This is a genomic window from Neisseria flava, from assembly GCF_982712965.1.
Window position 1 is genome coordinate 1 of record NZ_CEXQBZ010000006.1, and the last position, 19712, is coordinate 19712.

Here is a 19712-nt window from a genome sequence, read left to right on the forward strand (position 1 = left end):
TGCAGGAAAGGCCGTATGCTACCGCATACTGGCCTTTTTCTGTTAGGGAAAGTTGCACTTCAAATGCGAATCCGCCGACCTCTTACTATTGCCCTATCACTCGCCGCGTTTTCTCAACTCCGCCGGTGTGCAGCCGAAATATTCGCGAAATGCCTTGGTAAAGCTTGAAACATGGGCGTAGCCGCAACGGTAGGCTATTTCGCCTATGCTGACGCTGTCCGTACCCAAAGCATACAGCGCATATTGCATATGCTTGTGCCGCAGCCACTCGCTCGCCGTCGTACCAAACGATTCTTTCAGGCGGCGTTGCAGCGTCCGCTCGCTGATATGCAGCGCGTCGGCAAGCGCAGATACTTGGTGCGCGCCCGCATCGAATGCCTGGTTGAGCAGACGGATGAAACTTTCCGAAGGATGAGGCGGTTCGGCGGCGGTTTCGGTATAGGGATAGCGGTTGAGAAAATCCGTCCACAGTCCTGCCAAAAGTTGCAACACGTCCGCTTCACGCTGTAAGTCATCCGCCAATCCGCCGTGTTCCGCCCCCTTCAAGCTGCTTAAAGCAAGGCGGCGCAAACTACTGTCCAGTGGCCAATGTCTGACTTTTTCCCAATAAACCACCTGCAGCAAACCCGCATATTGCGGGCGAGCCAACCAGCGGTCTAGCCCCTTGAGCGTCAGTTTCGCCGTATGCCTGCCTTCATACAAATAACGGCTGAACAAGATTTCCTCGTCGCACGCAATCAATAGGACATGTCCGCCTTCAGCCTCAATACGGTAACGTTCGCGATTGATGCCGAAATCCAAACTGCCTTCGAGCAGCAGGACAAACGCGATGTATGGCTCCGACAGGCGCGTGCTTTGAAACGTTTTGCGCGCGGTCAGGCTGCCGCCGTGCAGGGAAATGCCGCTGCACAAGGTTTCAAAACGGTAGCTGCCGTCCAAATAGTCGCCCCCTTCGCCCTGTTGAACCATATTGACGAGCTGTTGGCTGTTAAGACAGGATGTTTCCATAAGCTGTGTGGTGGAATCTGCGTATTTTGAACAAAAGGTCGGGCTACTTTATCACAATGGCAGAAAGACGGAAAACGGTGAAAACCCATAAAAGGTCGTCTGAAACCAGTACGCAGGTTTTCAGACGACCTTTGCTTTCTCAAAAATAATCTGTGGGCAAAGCCTACGCTACGGGTGGCTTTCAACCTGTAATGCGGGCTTTTCCGCGAAAACAACCCATCAATTAAACAAAAATTCCCCATGCCGTCATTCCCGCGCAGGCGGGAATCCACTTTTGAATTTCAGCAACCGTTTTTAAAACACCTGTTTTTTAGGCTTATAGAGTAGCGTGGGCTTTGCCCACGTATGTGCAGCGGGAGAAGTAGCCGTTGGAATTGTTTTTTATGTTTTCTCTATCGCCCGTAGAGCATGGTTTTCAGACGACCTTGTGCGTCAGTAATCCCAGTTTTTTCAAAAGCAATCCGCGGGCAAAGCCCACATTACGGTGAGTTGTTTTTAAAACCCACCGTCGCTTAGCGTTTCCAATGGATTCCCGCCTGCGCGGGAATGACGGAATGTAATCTTTATCATCATCTCGCGCGTGTCTTGTCCCCAAAACGCCTCCGCTGAAAAAAATGCAAAAAGGTCGTCTGAAAACCCTGTTTCCAAGTTTTCAGACGACCTTTCCTAATTACAGCAATCAATGCCGAATCGGCTTTACACCACGATATTCACCAGTCTGCCCGGTACGACGATGATTTTCTTGGCGGGCTTGCCTTCCATGAATTTCACCGCGCTTTCGGTGGCGAGTGCGGCGGCTTCGAGGTCGGCTTTGGATGCGTCGGCGGCAACGGTAATTTTGCCGCGCAGTTTGCCGTTGACTTGAACCATGACTTCGATTTCGGATTTGACCAAGGCGGTTTCGTCGACTGTCGGCCAGCCTGCTTCCCACAGTTTCGCGCTGTTCAATTCGCTCCACAGGGTTTCGCAGATGTGCGGCACGATGGGCCACAACAGGCGTACGGCGGTTTCCAATACTTCTTGGGCGACGGCGCGGCCTTGTTCGCCGCCGGTGTCGGTTTTGTCGTATTGGTTGAGCAGTTCCATCACAGCGGCGATGGCGGTGTTGAACTGCTGGCGGCGGCCGTAGTCGTCGCTGACTTTGGCAATGGTAGAGTGCAGTTTGTGGCGCAGGTCTTTGAGTTCTTTAGATAAACCGTCTTGGTTGCCTGCAAACGCTTTGACCGCGCCGCCTTGTTTCAGGTATTCGTAAACGGTACGCCACAGGCGGCGCAGGAAGCGGTGTGCGCCTTCGACGCCGCTGTCGCTCCATTCGAGGGACTGTTCGGGCGGTGCGGCGAACATCATGAACAGGCGGGCGGTGTCCGCGCCGTAGGAGTTAATCAGCTCTTGCGGATCGACGCCGTTGTTTTTGGACTTGGACATTTTTTCCGTGCCGCTGATGACGACGGGCAGTCCGTCGGCTTTCAGAACGGCGGAAACGGGGCGGCCTTTGTCGTCGAAAGTCAGCTCGACATCGGCGGGGTTGATCCAGTCTTTGCTGCCGTTGGCATTTTCGCGGTAGTAGGTTTCGCAAACGACCATGCCTTGCGTGAGCAGGCGTTCAAACGGTTCGTCCACGCTGACCAAGCCTTCGTCGCGCATCAGTTTGGTGAAAAAACGCGCGTACAAGAGGTGCAGAATCGCGTGTTCGATACCGCCGATGTATTGGTCGACCACGCCCCAGTATTTCGCGGCTTCAGCCGATACCATGCCTTCTGCGAACTTGGGCGACATGTAGCGGAAGAAGTACCAGCTCGATTCCATGAATGTGTCCATGGTGTCGGTTTCGCGTTTTGCCGCGCCGCCGCAACATGGGCAGGTGGTTTCGTAAAACTCGGGCATTTTTGCCAGCGGCGAACCCATGCCGTCGGGTACGACGTTTTCAGGCAAAACGACGGGCAGTTGGTCGGCAGGGACGGGCACGTCGCCGCATTGTTCGCAATGGACGATGGGAATCGGGCAACCCCAGTAGCGTTGGCGCGAAATACCCCAGTCGCGCAGGCGGTATTGGGTTTTCGGTTCGCCTGCATCTTGGCTTTGCAGCTTGGTGGCGATGGCGTCGAAGGCCGTCTGAAAATTCATGCCGTCCAAGTCGCCGCTGTTGACCAATACGCCGTTTTCTTTGTCGCCGTACCATTCTTGCCATTGGTTTTCGTCGAACGCGTTGTCACCAACGGCAATGACTTGTTTTTTCGGCAGATTGTATTTGGTGGCGAACTCGAAATCGCGTTCGTCGTGCGCCGGAACCGCCATGACCGCGCCGTCGCCGTAGCCCCACAATACATAGTTGGCAATCCACACTTCCAGCTTGTCGCCGTTGAGCGGGTTGACGACGTAGCGGCCGGTCGGCACGCCTTTTTTCTCCATCGTCGCCATGTCGGCTTCGGCAACGGAACCCGCTTTGCATTCGGCGATAAATTCTTGTAATTCAGGTTTGTCGGCTGCTGCGGCAGTTGCCAGCGGATGCTCGGCGGCAACGGCAACATAAGTTGCGCCCATCAGCGTGTCGGGGCGGGTGGTATAAACTTGCAGGAATTTCGCGTAATCGCCTTCCAAGCCTTGCTTGCTGTCGTCTGAAACGGCGAAGCGCACGGTCATACCGCGAGATTTGCCGATCCAGTTGCGCTGCATGGTTTTGACTTGTTCCGGCCAGTGTTCCAGCTTGTCCAAATCGTTGAGCAGCTCTTCGGCGTAATCCGTGATTTTGAAGTAATACATCGGGATTTCGCGTTTTTCGATCAGCGCGCCCGAACGCCAGCCGCGTCCGTCGATGACTTGCTCGTTGGCAAGGACGGTTTGGTCAACAGGGTCCCAGTTTACCGTACCGTTTTTGCGATAGACGATGCCTTTTTCAAACAGCTTGGTAAACAGCCACTGTTCCCAGCGGTAGTATTCGGGTTTGCAGGTGGCGACTTCGCGCTCCCAGTCAATCGCAAAACCCAGGCTTTTGAGCTGGGTTTTCATATATTCGATGTTGTCGTAGGTCCAAGCAGCGGGGGCGACGTTGTTTTTCATCGCCGCATTTTCCGCCGGCATGCCGAACGCGTCCCAACCCATAGGCTGCATGACGTTGAAGCCGTTTAAGAGTTTGAAGCGGCTCAATACGTCGCCGATGGTGTAGTTGCGCACATGCCCCATGTGCAGCTTGCCGCTGGGGTAGGGGAACATGGAGAGGCAGTAGTATTTGGGTTTGGAAGCGTCTTCGGAGACGTTGAAAATACGGGCGTCGTCCCATTTTTTCTGCGCCGCAGGCTCGATGGCGGCGGGCTGGTAATGTTCTTGCATGGTCATTCTGTTTTTCGCTTGAAAACGTTAGGAAAAATAAAGGATGGATTATAGCAGGTTGTCGATAGGTCGGTTTGACAAAGGTCGTCTGAAAACAGAACGGTATTTTTCAGACGACCTCGCATTCAGACACTTGAGTTTTCCCCACTCCACCCATATATCCGGTCTAGTTTTTACACATATCAACAACCATCACTATCATGAGCAACCAAGATTTTTATGCAACACTCGGCGTGGCACGCGGTGCGAGCGACGACGAAATCAAAAAAGCCTACCGCAAGCTGGCGATGAAATACCATCCTGACCGCAATCCCGACAACAAAGAAGCGGAAGAGAAATTTAAGGAAGTTCAAAAAGCCTACGACACCTTGTCTGACAAAGAAAAACGCGCCATGTACGACCAATACGGCCATGCCGCGTTTGAGCAGGGCATGGGCGGCGGTGCGGGCGGATTCGGCGGTTTTGGCGGGTTCGGCGGCGCACAAGGATTCGACTTCTCCGACATCTTCAGCCAAATGTTCGGCGGAGGCGGGGGCGGCGGCCGTCAGCAAAACTATCAGGGCGCGGATTTGCAGGTCGGCGTGGAAATCACGTTGGAAGATGCCGCCAAAGGCATCAAAAAACGCATCAACATCCCGACCTACGAAGAATGCGATGTCTGCCACGGCAGCGGCGCGAAACCCGGTACCTCCGCATCGACTTGTTCGACCTGTCACGGTTCCGGCACGGTACACGTCCGCCAAGCCATTTTCCAAATGCAGCAGACCTGTCCGACCTGTCACGGCACAGGCAAGGAAATCAAAGACCCGTGTGTCAAATGTCGTGGCGAAGGCCGCACCAAAACCGGCAAAACCGTTGAAGTCAACATTCCGGCCGGCATCGACGACGGTCAACGCATCCGCTTGAGCGGCGAAGGCGAACCGGGTACGCACGGCGCGCCCGCAGGCGATTTGTACGTCAACGTCCGCGTCAAAGAACACAAAATCTTCGAGCGCAACGGCTTGGATTTGCATTGCGAGCTGCCCATCAGTTTCGCCGTCGCAGCCCTGGGCGGCGAAGTCGAAGTTCCGACCTTGGACGGCAAAGTCAAACTGAACATCCCGAAAGAAACGCAAACCGGCCGCCGTATGCGCGTCAAAGGCAAAGGCATCAAATCCCTGCGTTCCAGTGCGACGGGCGATTTGTACTGCCACGTTGTGGTGGAAACGCCGGTCAACCTGACCGACCGCCAGAAAGAGTTGCTGGAAGAGTTCGAAAAAATCTCCACCGGCCTCGACCGCAGCCAAACCCCGCGCAAAAAATCGTTCTGGGACAAAGTCGGCGAACTGTTTGACTGATTCGGGTTTGAAAACAGTAAAAGGTCGTCTGAAAGCTGATATTGCCGGCTTTCAGACGACCTTTCTCCAACCTGTTTCAAAGAAAGCCGCAGATAGAACGGATAATTTGCAACCGATACGCTTGATGCATAGTTACCTTCGGGAATTGTTCTTTGGCTATGACGAGACAACATGGTACCGGTTTAAAGTTGATCCGCTACGCCATATTCGGGCAGCTCTTCCGTGGGCAAAGCCCACGCTACGAATGAAGGAAATCATTCGGTTCTAAATGGATGTAGATACCCGCTTACCGCTATTACGATATTCCTCTCTTCATTTTCCGCAGAATCAATATCTTCCAAAACAAAACGTCGTCTGAAAGCTTTTCAGACGACGTTTTGTTTGTATTGCCTTACCTTACCACATTTTCGACAGTGTGTTTTCCACCTCAGCCTTGACTTGTGCGCCAAAGCGGCGGCTTAAGAATTTACTGAAATCGTCTTCGGGCGTGTAGCTGACCAGTTCGGGGGCTTTGACGACATCGCGGGCGATGCTGTACACGCTGCCGAAATCGTCAATCAGTCCGACTTTTTTAGCTTCAAGGCCGGTATAGACGCGGCCGCTGAATACGTCGGGATATTCTTTGTCTTTCAATTTTTCACCGCGTCCGAGCTTGACGGCCTTGATGAATTCTTGATGGGTGTCTGACAGCATGGCTTCCCAGATTTTCGCCTGTTCGGGCGTTTCAGGGGTAAACGGATCGCCCATGCCTTTGTTGCTGCCTGCGGTTTTCAGACGACGTTTGATACCCAGCTTGTCCATCAGGCCGGTTACGTCGAAACCGCCGCCGATCACGCCGATACTGCCGACGATGCTGGAGGGGTCGGCGTAGATTTTGTCCGCGGCGGCAGCGATGTAGTAGCAGCCGGAGGCGCACATATCTTCGGCGACGACATAGACGGGGATGTCTTTATGTTCACCTTTCAGACGACGTATCTCGTTAAAAGCGGTATTGGAGATAACGGGCGAACCGCCGGGGCTGTTGGCGCGGATGACGATGCCTTTTGCATTCGGATTGCTGTAAGCCGCCTCCATGCTGTCGCGCAGCATTTTGACTTGGTCGTCCATGCCGCCACCGATTTCGCCTTCCAATGTGATGACTGCCGTATGCTCTTTACCTGTGGCCAGCCCTTGTCCGGCCGTGCCGTCGTCCGAACCGAACCATAATGCGGCAATCAGCAGGACGCCGATAATCCGCCAGAAGTTGCGCCAAAAACGGGCGCGCCGCTGCTCTTTATAGGCGGCAAGCAGTACGTCGCGCAACACGTCCCGTTCCCAGCGGCCTTCCGGGCCGTCTGGACGTTTATCGGGGTATCCGTTGGTTTCTTGCATAATTTTCCTTTGTTTCTAAATAAATCCTAAATCAGGTTCGGGGCATTTTATAACGAAACTTCCGGCTGAAAAACCTTCCGTTTACTCGAATGCCTCAAAATACGTCAGCAGGGTTTGCGGCAGCCATTGCAGGTTCAGACGACCTTTGTCGCGGCTGACGAACGCGGCGTGTCCGCCGTATTGGGGTTGCAGCAGCGTAACGGCGGACGAAACCTCTTCTACCGTCGGCAAGGCTTTCGGCGGCAGAAACGGGTCGTTGACGGCGTTGAGCAGCAAAAGCGGCGTACGCACGGTTTTCAGCCAAGGCTTGCACGAAGCGCGGCGGTAATAATCATGCCGGTCGGCGAAACCGTGCAGCGGCGCGGTAAACCTGTCGTCAAAATCCCCCAGCGTTTTGCATTCTTTCAATGAGGTCGTCTGAAAACCTGTTGCGGCGGCTTTGGGCAATAAAGATTTTAAAAAATAGCGGGTATAGAGCAGTTTTGACATTCCCTTATCAAAGCGAGTGCCTGCCGCTGCCGCATCCACCGGCGCAGAGACGGCGGCAGCGGCGTAAGGGACGGCAGCCATGCCCAGACTGCCGTATTCGCCCAAATATTTTGCCAGCGCATTGCCGCCCAAAGACACGCCCGCCACATAAATCCTGCAGTAGCGTTCAGACAGCATTTCCAGCATAAAGCCGATTTCCCGCGTATCGCCCAAATGATAAAACACAGGCGCGGTATTCTCTACGCCGCCGCAACTGCGGAAATGCACCACCACGCCGTTCCAGCCTTTTTCAATGACCGCGCGCATCAATTCAACGGCGTAATGGCTGCGGCTGCTGCCCTCCAATCCGTGAAACAAAACCACCAAAGGCGCATCGGGATCGGCGGCATCGACAAAATCACAGGCAACTAAAGTGCGTCCCGTACTGTCCGGCAGCAGCTCGCGGCGGTAGGCAGGTGCGGGGCGTTGAATGAATTTGGCAAATATTGTGTCCGCATGACCGTTGCGCAGCCATAAGGGCGTATTCGGGCATAAGGTTTCCATTATTCGAAATCCTTCTTGAAAACAACATAATAAACCAATAGCGCCGTCAGCGTCCCATTCGTCCATCCCGCCCAAACATCCGTCGGATAATGTACGCCTAAATAAACCCGTGAAAACCCCGTCAACAAGGCAAATAAGATGCCGACGGCAAAAGCGGTACGGCGGTATGCAGTCCGATAACACAATAGAATCAGCATCACTGCGACTGCGGCGGAAAACGTACTATGCCCGCTCGGAAACGAAAAATTGGCCTCTTCGACGGCACGAGGCCAAAGCAACGGGCGCGGACGCTGTATCCATGCCTTTATCCAAAGCATATTCAAAGTCGGCAACAATGCCGCCAAAGGCACGAATACCGCTGCCCGCAGTTTGCCAAACCGCCACAGGCATACCGCCGCCAAACAGACCAGCGGTAGGGCGACGGCGGTTTTACCCAGATAATGAAGCAACAGCGCAATCGGAAAAAACCATTGTCCTGTCTGTTCGTGAATGACAAACATCAACGGACGTTCGAATGCAAAACTCCCGCCATTTGCCAGATGGACGGCGATATAAACAGAAAGAGGCAAAAATACCACAATGGCAGTTTGTACAAAACGGCGGAAAAAAAGAAAAAAATCAGGCATAAATCAGTGAAAAAAAATCAGGTTTGAATCAAATATCCGACAAACAAGCCGCGTTCTCAATCAAGAAGGACTAATTGATAGTCTTTGGCATTAATTTTTGATAATTATTGCTTTTTTCTCTCTGGAAAATCAGGTAAACCGAATAAGGATACCGCGAGAGGGTGTTATTCTGACCGTACAAACCAAACGGCATCCGTATCGTTTCCCGTCAGGGCAGGCGGATGGTTCCGATAATAATTTCATTCAACATTCGGAGGTTATTATGTCTGTGTCAGTATTGTTTTTAGAGGCGATTGTGGCTGTCGGCCTGGCATCCGTCGCCGCCATCGGCATACTGTGGGCAGGCGGAGCGGATTGGTAATCCGTCCGTATGCCGTTCCGTAAAAGGTCGTCTGAAAAACATTTTGTTTTTCAGACGACCTTTTTAATCGGCAACCATCATTCATATTTTATTGGATGCGACGGTAACGACGAAAACGGTTTTTTCTTTCCCTCGCTATATTATTAGGGTCGGTTTGATTTCGGATGGATGCCGCTTGCTGCAAAACAAAACGTCGTCTGAAAAACTTTCAGACGACGTCTGCATCCGCCTTAGCGTATGTCGATGTGCGCACCTTCGTGCAGTTCGCGCAGCAGGTTGATTTCCGCCTGTTCGGCTTTTTGGCGCGACAGATATTGACGTATGGTGTTGTGTTGACGCTCTTCGGGCGTGCCGGCGTCACGGACATCGTTCAGCTTAATGATGTGCCAGCCGAATTGTGTGCGTACGGGTGGGCTGACTTGGCCGGGTTTGAGTTTGTGGACGGCTTCTTCAAACGGCGGAACCATCATGCCGTCGGCGAACCAGCCTAAATTACCGCCGCTGCTCGCGCTGCCGTCTTGCGAGTATTGGCGCGCCAAACCGGCGAAGTCCGCGCCGCTGCGGGCTTGTGCATAGATCTTGCGGATAGTGCTTTCCGCGCCTGCCGCCGCGTTGTCGTTGTCGGCCTTAATCAGAATGTGTTGCGCATTGTATTGGCGCAGCGGCTCGCCTTCGGGCAGGGCAATGCCTTGCTGTTTCGCCTGTTCGATAGCGCGTGCAACTTCAGCATCGCTGACGCGGCTGTGCTGCATGACTGCCTGTTGACGCACTTTTTCCGCGATGATGCTGTCTGCGATTTCACGGCGGATAGAGGCAGACGGGGTTTTCAGTGAAGGATTGGCGGCAATGACCGCTTCGATTTCTGCGTTATCTGCTTGAATATTCTTTCGTTTGCCCGCTTGGACAATCAGGGATTGGTTGATGAGTTGCGCCAGAACTTGTTCGCGCAATTCGTTATCGCCGATTTGTGTGCCTTTAGGGATGGTTCGGCGCGCCCGTTCGACTTCCTGCGCCAGTTGGCGGCGGGTAATGACTTCGTTGTCGGCGATGGCGGCAATGCCGTCGCTCAGACGTACCCCGTCAGAACGGGTTTCGGTATCAGTCGTCTGAACAGCGACGGGTTTGACGGATTTTTTCACCGTTTTGGCCTTAGGGGCTGCGTGTGCGTTCAATGCCAGACCGAGTGCGGCGGCAAGAATCAGGGGTTTGACGTTCATGGGGTAACTACCTCGTTGGTTTTGCTGTAGCCGGGAATGGCCAAGCGCAGTTTTTCAAATGGATTGTTGCCGAGATTGCTCAGGTCTTTGAGTTGGAGATTGAAGAAAACGGCATTTTTGCGGCTGTTTTCGCCGGTCACGTAACGTTGTCCGACGAGGCTTGCGCTCCAGCAGCCGCAGTTGCTTTTATATTCAGCTCCTACCAGCATTTCAAGCGGTTTCTTGGCTTGAATTTCGTAGTTGTAACGTGCAACGGCGTAAAGGTTTTTACGGATAGGCCATTGTGCCGCCAAATCGACTTGGCGGATTTTATCGTAGAAATAGTTGCCGTCGGATTGCAGATAAATGCGTTCGTTGCGCCCGTATTTGTAACGCGCGCTCAATACTTTGCCCGGCTCGGGATTGTAGCGGACGGTCGCGGCGTAGCTTTCGGCGCGGCTTTCATTTTGGTTGTAGTGGATATCGAAGCCGGCATGGATGCTGTCGCTCAGTTTGCCGTGCGCGAAGCCGACCCAGTCGGATTGGCTGCGCTCATAACGGCCGACGCTGCCGTCCAGCAATACGTTGTCGTTTTTGAAATAAAACTTCTGTCCGATGCCGGCACGGAACAGCTCGGCACCGTTGTTCGGATTGAGGAATCGGGTTTGCGCGGCGGCGGTCAGGCTGTTGGCGGAGTTGATGCGGTCGTTGCCGACGTACAGGTTTTCACGGAAAAGCTGGTTGTAAGAGAAACTGTTTTCCGAGGTGTCGAAATTGGGTAAGTCGTTTTGGGACTTGGTCGGGATGTAGTTGTAAAACAGGCGCGGTTCGAGGGTTTGCAGATAGGCTTTGCCGAACACATTGGCGTTGCGCTCGAAGGTCATGCCGGTATCGACGTTGAATATCGGCAATACGCGGCTGACGCGGCGGCTGGATTGGTTGCCGAACGAGCCTAAGTCGTAATAAGTCGCGTGTACGCCGATTTTCGGACGGATATAGCCCCATTGGTTGTTGAAATCCCAACGGACGCTGGGATACAGCACGGTACGGCTGCCGTCTTGTTTGCTGTCGTGGACGAAACGGGTGAACTGGCTGAATACGTTGATATTCGCCTTGCCTATGGTTTTCTGCCAACGTCCGGTCAGGCGCGGCATAATGGCGTAGGGTTCGTCTTTGTAACCGTTTTGGTTGGCAAGGGTTTGGTATTTCTGTACGTTTAACGCACCGTCAAAAGAGCCGCCCCAGATATTGTCGCCGTAGTTCAGCCACAGTTGGCGGTTGAGGTTGACGTTGCTGGCAATGTCCTCGCGCCCGTAGAAATCGCGGTAGTAATTGTCGTCTGAAACCTGATTAAAGTTGATGCCGCCGCTGAGTTTGTCGGTCAGTTGGTGGTTGTGGTCAAACTTGATTTGATAGCGGTTGTTTTCATGGCGTTTTTTATCGTGCGGCATCCAATCGCCGTCAATGACGCCGTTAAATTTCGGCTCGAGATAGCGGACCTGTCCGCCAAGTTGCACGCCGCGCGAACTGATGATGCCGGGGCGGAAGGTGGCGTCCAAGTTGGGGGCGAGGTTGAAATAATAGGGAAGGGCGAGTTCCAAACCGTCCGAACCGGTTGACAAGGTCGGCACCAACAGACCGCTCTTGCGATGGCCGTTGAGCGGGAAATCCGCCCAAGGCGTATAAAGCACCGGAACGCCGCCGAACACCAGCGACGCGTCTTTTGCCACGCCTATGCCCGTTTCCTGATCGGTTTCGATGCTTTTCGCTTTGATGTACCAACTCGCATCACCGGGCGAGCAGGTATTGAATTTGGTATTGATGAGCTTGTACAGCCCTTTGCCTTTCATTTCCGCCTTTTCACTGACGCTCTGGAGACGGCGGCCGTCTTTTTCGGCATCGACGCGGACGTATTCGCTCGAGCCGGTATTGTCTTTCAGGTTGTACACCAAAGTATCGCCGCTGACGGTCGAACCGTCTTGATACAGCTTAAAGCGGTCGCCCGCCCTGACGGTATCGCTGGTTTGGTCGTAATCCGCCCAATCGGCGTTCAATACTTCCTGATTGCGCTCGATGATGACATCGCCTTCGGCGCGGACGGCGACTTTCGACTGTCCGGCAACCCTATCCGCAATCACGCGGGTGTAATCCTGCGGCAGGGCTTCTTCGCCGCTGCGTTTGATTTCAGGCTGCTTGTTTGCTTCGGAAGCCTGATGCTGGCAAAACAGGCAGGTATCGCCCAAGGACAATTTGTCCTGATCGGCCGGACGACGGTTCTCCACGCTTTGAACCGCAGGCGGGGTGGTCTTTACCGGCTCGTAATCGGCAGGTTGCGGCAAAGATGCATTTTGCGCATATGCCCCTCCCGCGCCGAAGCCGACGCTTAACGCCAAAACCAATGGTTTGAGTGAAAATAAACGAGCCAAAATCGCCCCTTAAATCGGTTTGCCAGTTAGAATAGCGGTTATTTTAACCTGAAAATCCGCGACACCGCTATGCAACGACAAACCGAATTACAAAATTGGCTTCACGCCGTCTATCCCGGACAAAACTTCGAATTGAGCTTCGCCGCCGCCGATGCCGACTTCCGACGCTACTTCCGCGCTGCTTTTGCCGACGACAAGACCGTCATCTGCATGGACGCGCCGCCCGACAAAATGAGCGTCGCTCCTTACCTAAAAGTGCAAAAACTTTTCAATATGCTTAACGTTCCCCAAGTATTGCATGTGGACGAAGCGCAGGGATTTATGGTGCTCAACGACTTGGGCAGCACCACTTTCCTGACCGCCATGCAGCAAGAGCAAGGCGCGGATGCACACAAAGTCCTGCTGCTTGAAGCCATAGACGAACTGGTCGAGCTGCAAAAAGCCAGCCGCGCGGGCGAATTGCCCGAGTACGACCGCGACATCATGCTGCGCGAAATCAACCTGTTCCCCGAATGGTTCGTCGCCAAAGAACTCGGACGCGAACTCAACTTCAAACAACGCCAGCTTTGGCAGCAAACCGTAGACACCCTGTTGCCGCCGCTGCTTGCCCAGCCGCAGGTGTACGTCCACCGCGACTTCATCGTCCGCAACCTCATGCTCACCACCGGCCGCCCCGGCGTACTCGATTTCCAAGACGCACTCTACGGCCCGATTTCCTACGACTTGGTTTCCCTCCTGCGTGACGCCTTCATCGAATGGGAAGAAGAATTCGTCTTGGACTTGGTCATCCGTTACTGGGAAAAAGCCCGCGCCGCCGGATTGCCCGTACCCGCCGCGTTTGACGAGTTTTACCGCTGGTTTGAATGGATGGGCGTACAACGCCATTTGAAAGTCGCCGGCATCTTCGCCCGCCTGTACTACCGCGACGGCAAAGACAAATACCGCCCCGAAATCCCGCGCTTCCTCAACTACCTGCGCCGCACCTCCCGCCGCTACACCGAGCTTGCTCCGTTGTATGCGCTGTTGGTCGAACTGGTTGGCGACGATGAATTGGAAACCGGGTTTACGTTTTAAAAGACAGAGGGCTTTGTGCCATTCTGTAGGATGAAAGAGGTCGTCTGAAAATCCTGAAATGGGGTTTCAGACGACCTTTTATATTCTTTATATATGTGAATTCGGGTTTGTCCACTGTGCCAATTTAAGCTTGATCCGGCAACAATCAAAACATCGGTACCTTCATTCCCGCGTAGGTGGGAATGACGGCTGAGCCTTTTTGTTCAGGTTTGCCATGTATAGCTGACTTTATTGGTTTTATGCTGCACTGCCAACGATGGGCATTTCCATTCTATCCACACATGAAAACAGCGTATCTCAAGGATACGCTGTTTCATCCTTACTTTCCCATCATTGATGATGGATACCCAATACTTTGGCGTTGTGGCTGATGATTTCTTCGGCAAGCTGCGGGTTGTCGTTGAGCTTGATGCCGAAGCCGGGGACAAGTTCTTTCAGACGACCTTCCCATGAGGAAATGCGGCTTGGGAAGCATTGGTGGATGAGTTTGATCATCAAGGGTACGGCGGTTGATGCGCCGGGGGATGCGCCCAAGAGTGCGGCAAGCGAGCCGTCGGCGTGGGCGACGATTTCGGTGCCGAATTGGAGGACGCCGCCTTTTTCGGAGTCTTTTTTGATGATTTGAACGCGTTGTCCTGCGGTGATGAGTTCCCAGTCGTCAGGGTTTGCTTCGGGGTAGTATTCCAGCAGGGAGGCAAAGCGTTCTTCTTTGGTTTTACGCAATTCGCCCAACAGGTATTTGGTCAGCGGCATATTCGCCCAACCGGCGCGCAGCATGGGGTAGAGGTTGTCCAAGTGGATGGACAGGGGCAAATCCATGAGCGAGCCTTGTTTGAGGAAGTTGGAGCGGAAGCCTGCGTAAGGGCCGAACATGAGGTGGCGTTTGCCGTCCACATTGCGGGTGTCGAGATGCGGAACGGACATGGGCGGCGCTCCGACGGAGGCTTGTCCGTACACTTTGGCGTTGTGCTGCGCGGCGGTTTCGGGGTTACTGTTGCGGAAGAACAGGCCGGAAACGGGGAAGCCGCCGTAGCCTTTGCCTTCGGGGATGCCGGATTTTTGCAGCAGGGTCAGTGCGCCGCCGCCTGCGCCGAGGAAAAGGAAGCGGGTGCGGATGGTGAGCTGGCCGTCGGGATTGCGGGTGTCGCTGGTTTTGAGTACCCATGCGCCGTCGGATTCGCGTTTGATGTCGTCGACGTGGCGGTTGAACTCGGTTTTGACGCCTTTTTCGCGCAGGTATTGCACCATTTGGCGGGTCAGGCTGCCGAAATCGACGTCCGTACCTTCGGCGGAGTAGTTGGCGGCGACGGGTTGGCCTTCTTTACGGCCGTTGATGACCAGTGGCGCCCATTCGGCGATTTTGGCGCGGTCGGTGGAGAATTCCATCCGTTCAAAGAGTTTTTGGGATTTGAAGGCGTCGAAACGTTTTTGCAGGTAGTCGCAATGGTCGGTGTTCATGACCAGCGACATATGCGGGACGGTATGGATGAAGGAGTTGTCGGTGATTTTGCCTTCTTCGACAAGCGATGACCAGAACTGGCGGCTGATGTGGAATTGTTCGGCAATATTGAGGGCGCGGGTCGGGTCGATGGTGCCGTCTGCGCCGAGCGGGGCGTAATTGAGTTCGCATAATGCGGAATGCCCTGTGCCGGCGTTGTTCCAAGCGTTTGACGATTCCAACGCTACGTCTTCCAAGCGTTCGATAAGGGTGATTTCCCAAGACGGTTCGAGTTCTTTGAGCAAAACGCCCAAAGTCGCGCTCATAATGCCTCCACCCACCAAGACAACATCTGTTGCTTCAGCCATGGTTGTACTCCTAGAAACAGGCATATCCTGCCTTTATGATTATCCGTTGTATTACGAACGCCTGTCTCGGCGGTAAAACCTGCTGGCGCGGTGTTTTTGGCGTGGAAGATTGCGCGCGTGTTTTACGTTTTGAACCGATGTTAAACCGTTCATAATATGTTATTGAGAATTTAGTGGATTTTTCTGAGAATTGCAAAGATTTTCTGTTTGGATTTACATAAACGCGGTTTGAAAAGGTCGTCTGAAACATTCAGATGGCCTTTATTTATCAGGGTATTGGCGGTGTCACACCTTATTTCATTAATTTTTTAAAGACTTCAGATTGTCAGCAAGATGGACGTGTTTTGATGAAAAAATGAAGAAGAAAACGTTTTTTCAGGATGCGTCATAAGCTGCCACTTTTTCGAGCAGTTTTGCCCTTGCCTGCGGCCATTCTTCGCGCAGCAGGCTGTATTCCACCGTATCGCGCACGCTGCCGTCTTTCCGCAGCTTGTGGCAGCGCAAGATGCCGTCTTGGTGTGCGCCCAGGCGTTCGATGGCGCGTTGGGAGGCGGTGTTGAGGTTGTCGGTCTGCCAGCAGACGCAGCGGCAGTTTAAAGTGTCGAAAACGTAGTCGAGCAACATGATTTTGCAGGCGGTATTGATGCGTGTGCGCCGTGCCGACAGGGCGTACCATGTGAAACCGATGTAGAGGCGGGGGATGGCGGGATCGATGTGATAAAGCGAAGTCGATCCGACGATTTTGCCCGTGTCTTCGTCGATGACGGCAAAGGCGAGGCGGGTTTGCGTGGCGGTGCGGATGTAGTCCGCCACTTGGTGGGGTTCGGGCGCGGTGGTTACGTTCAGCTTCCAGACTTCGCCGTCGCAAACTGCTTCGTGCAAACCGGCTTCGTGTGCCGTTGTTAAAGGTTCGAGACGGACGCGATCGAAGGACAAAACGGGAACGGATGAGAAATCAGCCATGGGGTTTCCTTTGTGTAGTGGATTAAATTTAAACCAGTACGGCGTTGCCTCACCTTGCCGTACTATTTGTACTGTCTTCGGCTTCGTCGCCTTGTCCTGATTTAAATTTAATCCACTATATTTGATGGTTTGAGTTTTCAGACGACCTTTTATAGTGTCTTAACGGACGGCATCTTTGAGGTCGTCTGAAAGCTATTGATTAATGATGTTTGAACACCAGCACGCCCGACTCCGATACAAACCCGTCCAGCGGCAGGTCGTGCGGTTCGCGCGGCAGCGTGTCAACCAGTTGGCAATCGAAGCCTACGCCTATGGTTTTTGCCTGTAAACGGTATTTCATCGCCGCGAGCGTCGCGTCGTAATAGCCGCCTGCCTGCCCCAAGCGGTAGCCCTCGCGGTCTATGCCGACAATCGGGACGAACAATATCGATAAACCGTGTACGCGGATTTTGCGTCCCGCAAACTGCGGCACATTCAATTTCGCCCTGCCGCGCTTGCGTTCTTGTTTTACTCCGTTGGCAGGATAGGGCGTAAACCACATCCGCCGCGAACGCGGTTCGATATAAGGCAGATAAAGTTTGGCGCCGCGTTTTTGCGCCGCGCGGACGAAACCGTCCAAACGAAGCTCGTTGCCCATCGGCCAATACACGCCGATCTTCCGTCCCTTCTTGATATAACGTTTGAGCAGACGGTTAATCGTTTGTCCTGCCGCCAGTCGCCCTTGATGCCCCATCTGCGCGCGGGCGCGGCGCAACTCTCGGCGCAGGGCGTGTTTTTCCTCATTCCTCATTTCAGACGACCTTTTGAGTGTTGTTGTAGAATACGGCGATTATAAACGCTCCGTTAACATCAAAACAGGATTCCGCCATGTGGCATATCGTCCTTATCGGCTACCTCTTCGTCGCAGTCATGTATTCAGCCGCCCAGCCGAGCATTGCGCGTGCGCTGATTTATTTGGTTTTTTGGGCGGTATTGCCCGTCGCGTTTACCGTTTTCACCGTCACCATCCGCCGCCGCAACCGCCTGATGAAGCAGCAGGAAAAAGAAGTATTCGAACAAAGCCGCCGCACAGCCGGACAAGAAGGCGGTAAACACGACGGCAGTGCATAAAATCCCTTTTCAGACGACCCCTTATCCGCTATAATCCGTCAGTTTTCCATTTCGGAAACACACTATTTTTTAAAACTTATGCCCACTTTCGCCGAAGGGTGCTTGACAATAGGTGCAGCCTATCAAGTTCTATGCGATTGAATGTGTGCTCTTAACCCTTTCAAGGAAATAAAATGTCTCAAATTACTATGCGTCAGATGATTGAAGCCGGCGTTCACTTCGGCCACCAAACCCGTTTCTGGAACCCAAAAATGGCACAATACATTTTCGGTGCGCGCAACAAAATCCACATCGTCAACCTGGAAAAAACCCTGCCGATGTTCCAAGAAGCGCAAGAAGCCGTACGCCGTCTGGTTGCCAACAAAGGCACCGTGCTGTTCGTCGGCACCAAACGTCAAGCGCGTGAAATCATCCGCGAAGAAGCTACCCGCGCCGGTATGCCTTTCGTCGATTACCGTTGGTTGGGCGGCATGCTGACCAACTACAAAACCGTTAAGCAATCCATCAAACGCCTGGAAGAAAAAACCGCTGCTTTGGAAAACGCTGCCGAAGGCGGTTTCAACAAAAAAGAAATTCTGGAAATGCAACGCGACGTTGAAAAACTGGAACGTTCTTTGGGCGGTATCAAAAACATGAAAGGCCTGCCTGACGCGATTTTCGTTATCGACACCGGCTACCAAAAAGGTACTCTGGTTGAGGCTGAAAAACTGGGCATCCCTGTTATCGCCGTAGTCGATACCAACAACAGCCCTGACGGCGTGAAATACGTTATCCCCGGTAACGATGACTCCGCCAAAGCCATCCGCCTGTACTGCCGCGGCATCGCCGACGCAGTTTTGGAAGGCAAAAACCAAGCGCTGCAAGAAACCGTAGCCGCTGCCCAAGAAGCTGCTGCCGAGTAATCCGGCAAACCGAAGAGGGGCGTTATGCCCCTTTTCTCAAATCCCGTTCTGAAAAGCCTTTTCAGACGACCCCATTCCCAAACACGGATACCCCGTGTTTCCCCAAAATCTAGGAGATTCAAAATGGCAGAAATTACTGCAAAAATGGTTGCCGACCTGCGCGCCGCTACCGGCCTGGGCATGATGGAATGCAAAAAAGCCTTGGTTGAAGCCGAAGGCAACTTCGAAAAAGCCGAAGAAATCCTGCGCATCAAATCCGGCGCGAAAGCCGGTAAACTGGCTGGCCGTACCGCTGCCGAAGGCGTATTGGCTTACGCCATCAACGGCAATGTCGGCGTATTGGTTGAAGTAAACTGCGAAACCGACTTCGTTGCCAAAGACGCAGGCTTCGTAGAATTCGCCAACTTCGTTGCCAAAACCGCTGCCGAGAAAAAACCCGCTACCGTTGAGGAACTGAGCGAATTGGTTGAGACCGAACGCAAAGCCATCATCGCCAAATTGGGCGAGAACATGTCTGTCCGCCGCTTCCAAGTCATCGACACTGCCAACCAACTGGTTGCCTACATCCACGGTGCATTGGCTACCGAAGGCGTATTGGTTGAGTTCAAAGGCTCTGAAGACGTAGCGCGTAAAATCGGTATGCACATCGTTGCCGCCAAACCGCAATGCGTAACCGAAGCCGAAGTAGATGCCGAAACCATCGAAAAAGAACGCCACATCTATACCGAACAAGCTATCGCTTCCGGCAAACCTGCCGACATCGCCGCTAAAATGGTTGAAGGCCGTATCCGTAAATTCTTGGCTGAAATCACTCTGAACGGCCAAGCATTCGTAATGAACCCTGACCAAACCGTTGCCCAATTCGCTAAAGAAAACGGCACTGAAGTGGTTAGCTTCGTACGTTACAAAGTAGGCGACGGTATCGAAAAAGCCGTTGTCGACTACGCAGCCGAAGTTGCCGCTGCTGCTAAAGTGTAAGGCAATTATGAAAAAGAAAGCACCTGGATTCCAAACGAATCAGGGTGCTTTTTTTTGAGAGCTACACTGTTTAAAATACTGTCGAACAGAAAATATTTCATCATAATCAACACATAATGAGACCTTTGCAAAAATAGTCTGTTAACGAAATTTGACGCATAAAAATGCGCCAAAAAATTTTCAATTGCCTAAAAC

The 19712-nt window shown here is 53.2% G+C and carries 15 protein-coding genes and 1 pseudogene; 5 read left to right on the forward strand and 11 right to left on the reverse strand.

The annotated features are described in order from the left end of the window. Positions 1-96: 96 nt before the first annotated feature. Positions 97-1008: a helix-turn-helix transcriptional regulator gene (locus AC5M9B_RS00505; RefSeq protein WP_070655588.1), complete on the reverse strand. Its 912-nt coding sequence runs from the start codon at positions 1006-1008 to the stop codon at positions 97-99. A gap of 696 nt (positions 1009-1704) precedes the next feature. Continuing rightward, a complete protein-coding gene (gene leuS, locus AC5M9B_RS00510; RefSeq protein ID WP_487648080.1) occupies positions 1705-4335 on the reverse strand; it encodes a leucine--tRNA ligase in 2631 nt (876 codons plus the stop codon). A gap of 200 nt (positions 4336-4535) precedes the next feature. Here leuS and dnaJ point away from each other — a divergent pair, with 200 nt between their 5' ends. Then, positions 4536-5672, forward strand: coding sequence for a molecular chaperone DnaJ (gene dnaJ / locus AC5M9B_RS00515; RefSeq protein ID WP_487648081.1), 1137 nt, complete (start codon positions 4536-4538; stop codon positions 5670-5672). Between the two features lie 396 nt (positions 5673-6068). On the opposite strand, the gene AC5M9B_RS00520 is transcribed toward dnaJ, so the two are convergent. The 5 genes from AC5M9B_RS00520 to AC5M9B_RS00540 all read right to left on the reverse strand — a co-directional run bounded on the left by AC5M9B_RS00520 (position 6069) and on the right by AC5M9B_RS00540 (position 12684). Beyond that, a complete protein-coding gene (locus AC5M9B_RS00520; RefSeq protein ID WP_070492932.1) occupies positions 6069-7043 on the reverse strand; it encodes a S49 family peptidase in 975 nt (324 codons plus the stop codon). An 81-nt stretch (positions 7044-7124) separates the two neighbouring features. Beyond that, positions 7125-8075: a YheT family hydrolase gene (locus AC5M9B_RS00525; protein WP_101810168.1), complete on the reverse strand. Its 951-nt coding sequence runs from the start codon at positions 8073-8075 to the stop codon at positions 7125-7127. Beyond that, the gene (locus AC5M9B_RS00530; RefSeq protein WP_487648082.1) at positions 8075-8575 is read right to left on the reverse strand and encodes a phosphatase PAP2 family protein; all 501 of its coding nucleotides are present in this window, start codon (positions 8573-8575) and stop codon (positions 8075-8077) included. The genes AC5M9B_RS00525 and AC5M9B_RS00530 overlap by 1 nt, the downstream gene beginning before the upstream one ends. 717 nt (positions 8576-9292) lie before the next feature. Next, entirely contained in the window at positions 9293-10279 is a 987-nt protein-coding gene (locus tag AC5M9B_RS00535; RefSeq protein ID WP_487648083.1) for a peptidylprolyl isomerase, read from the reverse strand. Further along, on the reverse strand, positions 10276-12684 hold the full coding sequence (locus AC5M9B_RS00540) for an LPS-assembly protein LptD (RefSeq protein WP_487648084.1): 2409 nt from the start codon (positions 12682-12684) through the stop codon (positions 10276-10278). The genes AC5M9B_RS00535 and AC5M9B_RS00540 overlap by 4 nt, the downstream gene beginning before the upstream one ends. Before the next feature lie 69 nt (positions 12685-12753). On the opposite strand from AC5M9B_RS00540, the gene amgK reads away from it, so the two are divergent. Beyond that, complete coding sequence (gene amgK, locus AC5M9B_RS00545; protein ID WP_455007237.1) at positions 12754-13758, forward strand: N-acetylmuramate/N-acetylglucosamine kinase AmgK; 1005 nt, start codon at positions 12754-12756, stop codon at positions 13756-13758. Positions 13759-14088: 330 nt separating this feature from the next. On the opposite strand, the gene AC5M9B_RS00550 is transcribed toward amgK, so the two are convergent. The 4 genes and pseudogenes from AC5M9B_RS00550 to AC5M9B_RS00565 form a co-directional block, all read right to left on the reverse strand. Beyond that, positions 14089-15564 (reverse strand): malate:quinone oxidoreductase, encoded by a 1476-nt coding sequence (locus AC5M9B_RS00550; RefSeq protein WP_049227788.1) that lies wholly within the window; start codon positions 15562-15564, stop codon positions 14089-14091. Between the two features lie 375 nt (positions 15565-15939). Further along, on the reverse strand, positions 15940-16527 hold the full coding sequence (locus tag AC5M9B_RS00555) for a GNAT family N-acetyltransferase (protein ID WP_070655602.1): 588 nt from the start codon (positions 16525-16527) through the stop codon (positions 15940-15942). Positions 16528-16539: 12 nt separating this feature from the next. Next, positions 16540-16650 (reverse strand): annotated as a pseudogene (locus tag AC5M9B_RS00560) (IS5/IS1182 family transposase); the annotation flags it as partial. A gap of 76 nt (positions 16651-16726) precedes the next feature. Beyond that, entirely contained in the window at positions 16727-17317 is a 591-nt protein-coding gene (locus tag AC5M9B_RS00565) for a 5-formyltetrahydrofolate cyclo-ligase (RefSeq protein WP_019270050.1), read from the reverse strand. A gap of 77 nt (positions 17318-17394) precedes the next feature. Here AC5M9B_RS00565 and AC5M9B_RS00570 point away from each other — a divergent pair, with 77 nt between their 5' ends. From AC5M9B_RS00570 to tsf, 3 genes are all read left to right on the forward strand, one after another. Beyond that, entirely contained in the window at positions 17395-17637 is a 243-nt protein-coding gene (locus tag AC5M9B_RS00570) for a hypothetical protein (RefSeq protein WP_070655604.1), read from the forward strand. Positions 17638-17810: 173 nt separating this feature from the next. Continuing rightward, positions 17811-18539: a 30S ribosomal protein S2 gene (rpsB, locus tag AC5M9B_RS00575; RefSeq protein ID WP_002243114.1), complete on the forward strand. Its 729-nt coding sequence runs from the start codon at positions 17811-17813 to the stop codon at positions 18537-18539. Positions 18540-18662: 123 nt separating this feature from the next. Next, complete coding sequence (gene tsf, locus AC5M9B_RS00580; protein WP_070655606.1) at positions 18663-19517, forward strand: translation elongation factor Ts; 855 nt, start codon at positions 18663-18665, stop codon at positions 19515-19517. Positions 19518-19712: the final 195 nt, after the last annotated feature.

Excerpts from the sequence above, each read along its gene's own strand:
- AC5M9B_RS00505 (WP_070655588.1), bottom strand. The coding sequence starts at position 1,008 with ATGGAAACATCCTGTCTTAACAGCCAACAGCTCGTCAATATGGTTCAA.
- leuS (WP_487648080.1), bottom strand. The coding sequence starts at position 4,335 with ATGCAAGAACATTACCAGCCCGCCGCCATCGAGCCTGCGGCGCAGAAA.
- dnaJ (WP_487648081.1), top strand. The coding sequence starts at position 4,536 with ATGAGCAACCAAGATTTTTATGCAACACTCGGCGTGGCACGCGGTGCG.
- AC5M9B_RS00520 (WP_070492932.1), bottom strand. The coding sequence starts at position 7,043 with ATGCAAGAAACCAACGGATACCCCGATAAACGTCCAGACGGCCCGGAA.
- AC5M9B_RS00525 (WP_101810168.1), bottom strand. The coding sequence starts at position 8,075 with ATGGAAACCTTATGCCCGAATACGCCCTTATGGCTGCGCAACGGTCAT.
- AC5M9B_RS00530 (WP_487648082.1), bottom strand. The coding sequence starts at position 8,575 with ATGTTTGTCATTCACGAACAGACAGGACAATGGTTTTTTCCGATTGCG.
- AC5M9B_RS00535 (WP_487648083.1), bottom strand. The coding sequence starts at position 10,279 with ATGAACGTCAAACCCCTGATTCTTGCCGCCGCACTCGGTCTGGCATTG.
- amgK (WP_455007237.1), top strand. The coding sequence starts at position 12,754 with ATGCAACGACAAACCGAATTACAAAATTGGCTTCACGCCGTCTATCCC.
- AC5M9B_RS00550 (WP_049227788.1), bottom strand. The coding sequence starts at position 15,564 with ATGGCTGAAGCAACAGATGTTGTCTTGGTGGGTGGAGGCATTATGAGC.
- AC5M9B_RS00555 (WP_070655602.1), bottom strand. The coding sequence starts at position 16,527 with ATGGCTGATTTCTCATCCGTTCCCGTTTTGTCCTTCGATCGCGTCCGT.
- AC5M9B_RS00565 (WP_019270050.1), bottom strand. The coding sequence starts at position 17,317 with ATGAGGAATGAGGAAAAACACGCCCTGCGCCGAGAGTTGCGCCGCGCC.
- AC5M9B_RS00570 (WP_070655604.1), top strand. The coding sequence starts at position 17,395 with ATGTGGCATATCGTCCTTATCGGCTACCTCTTCGTCGCAGTCATGTAT.
- rpsB (WP_002243114.1), top strand. The coding sequence starts at position 17,811 with ATGTCTCAAATTACTATGCGTCAGATGATTGAAGCCGGCGTTCACTTC.
- tsf (WP_070655606.1), top strand. The coding sequence starts at position 18,663 with ATGGCAGAAATTACTGCAAAAATGGTTGCCGACCTGCGCGCCGCTACC.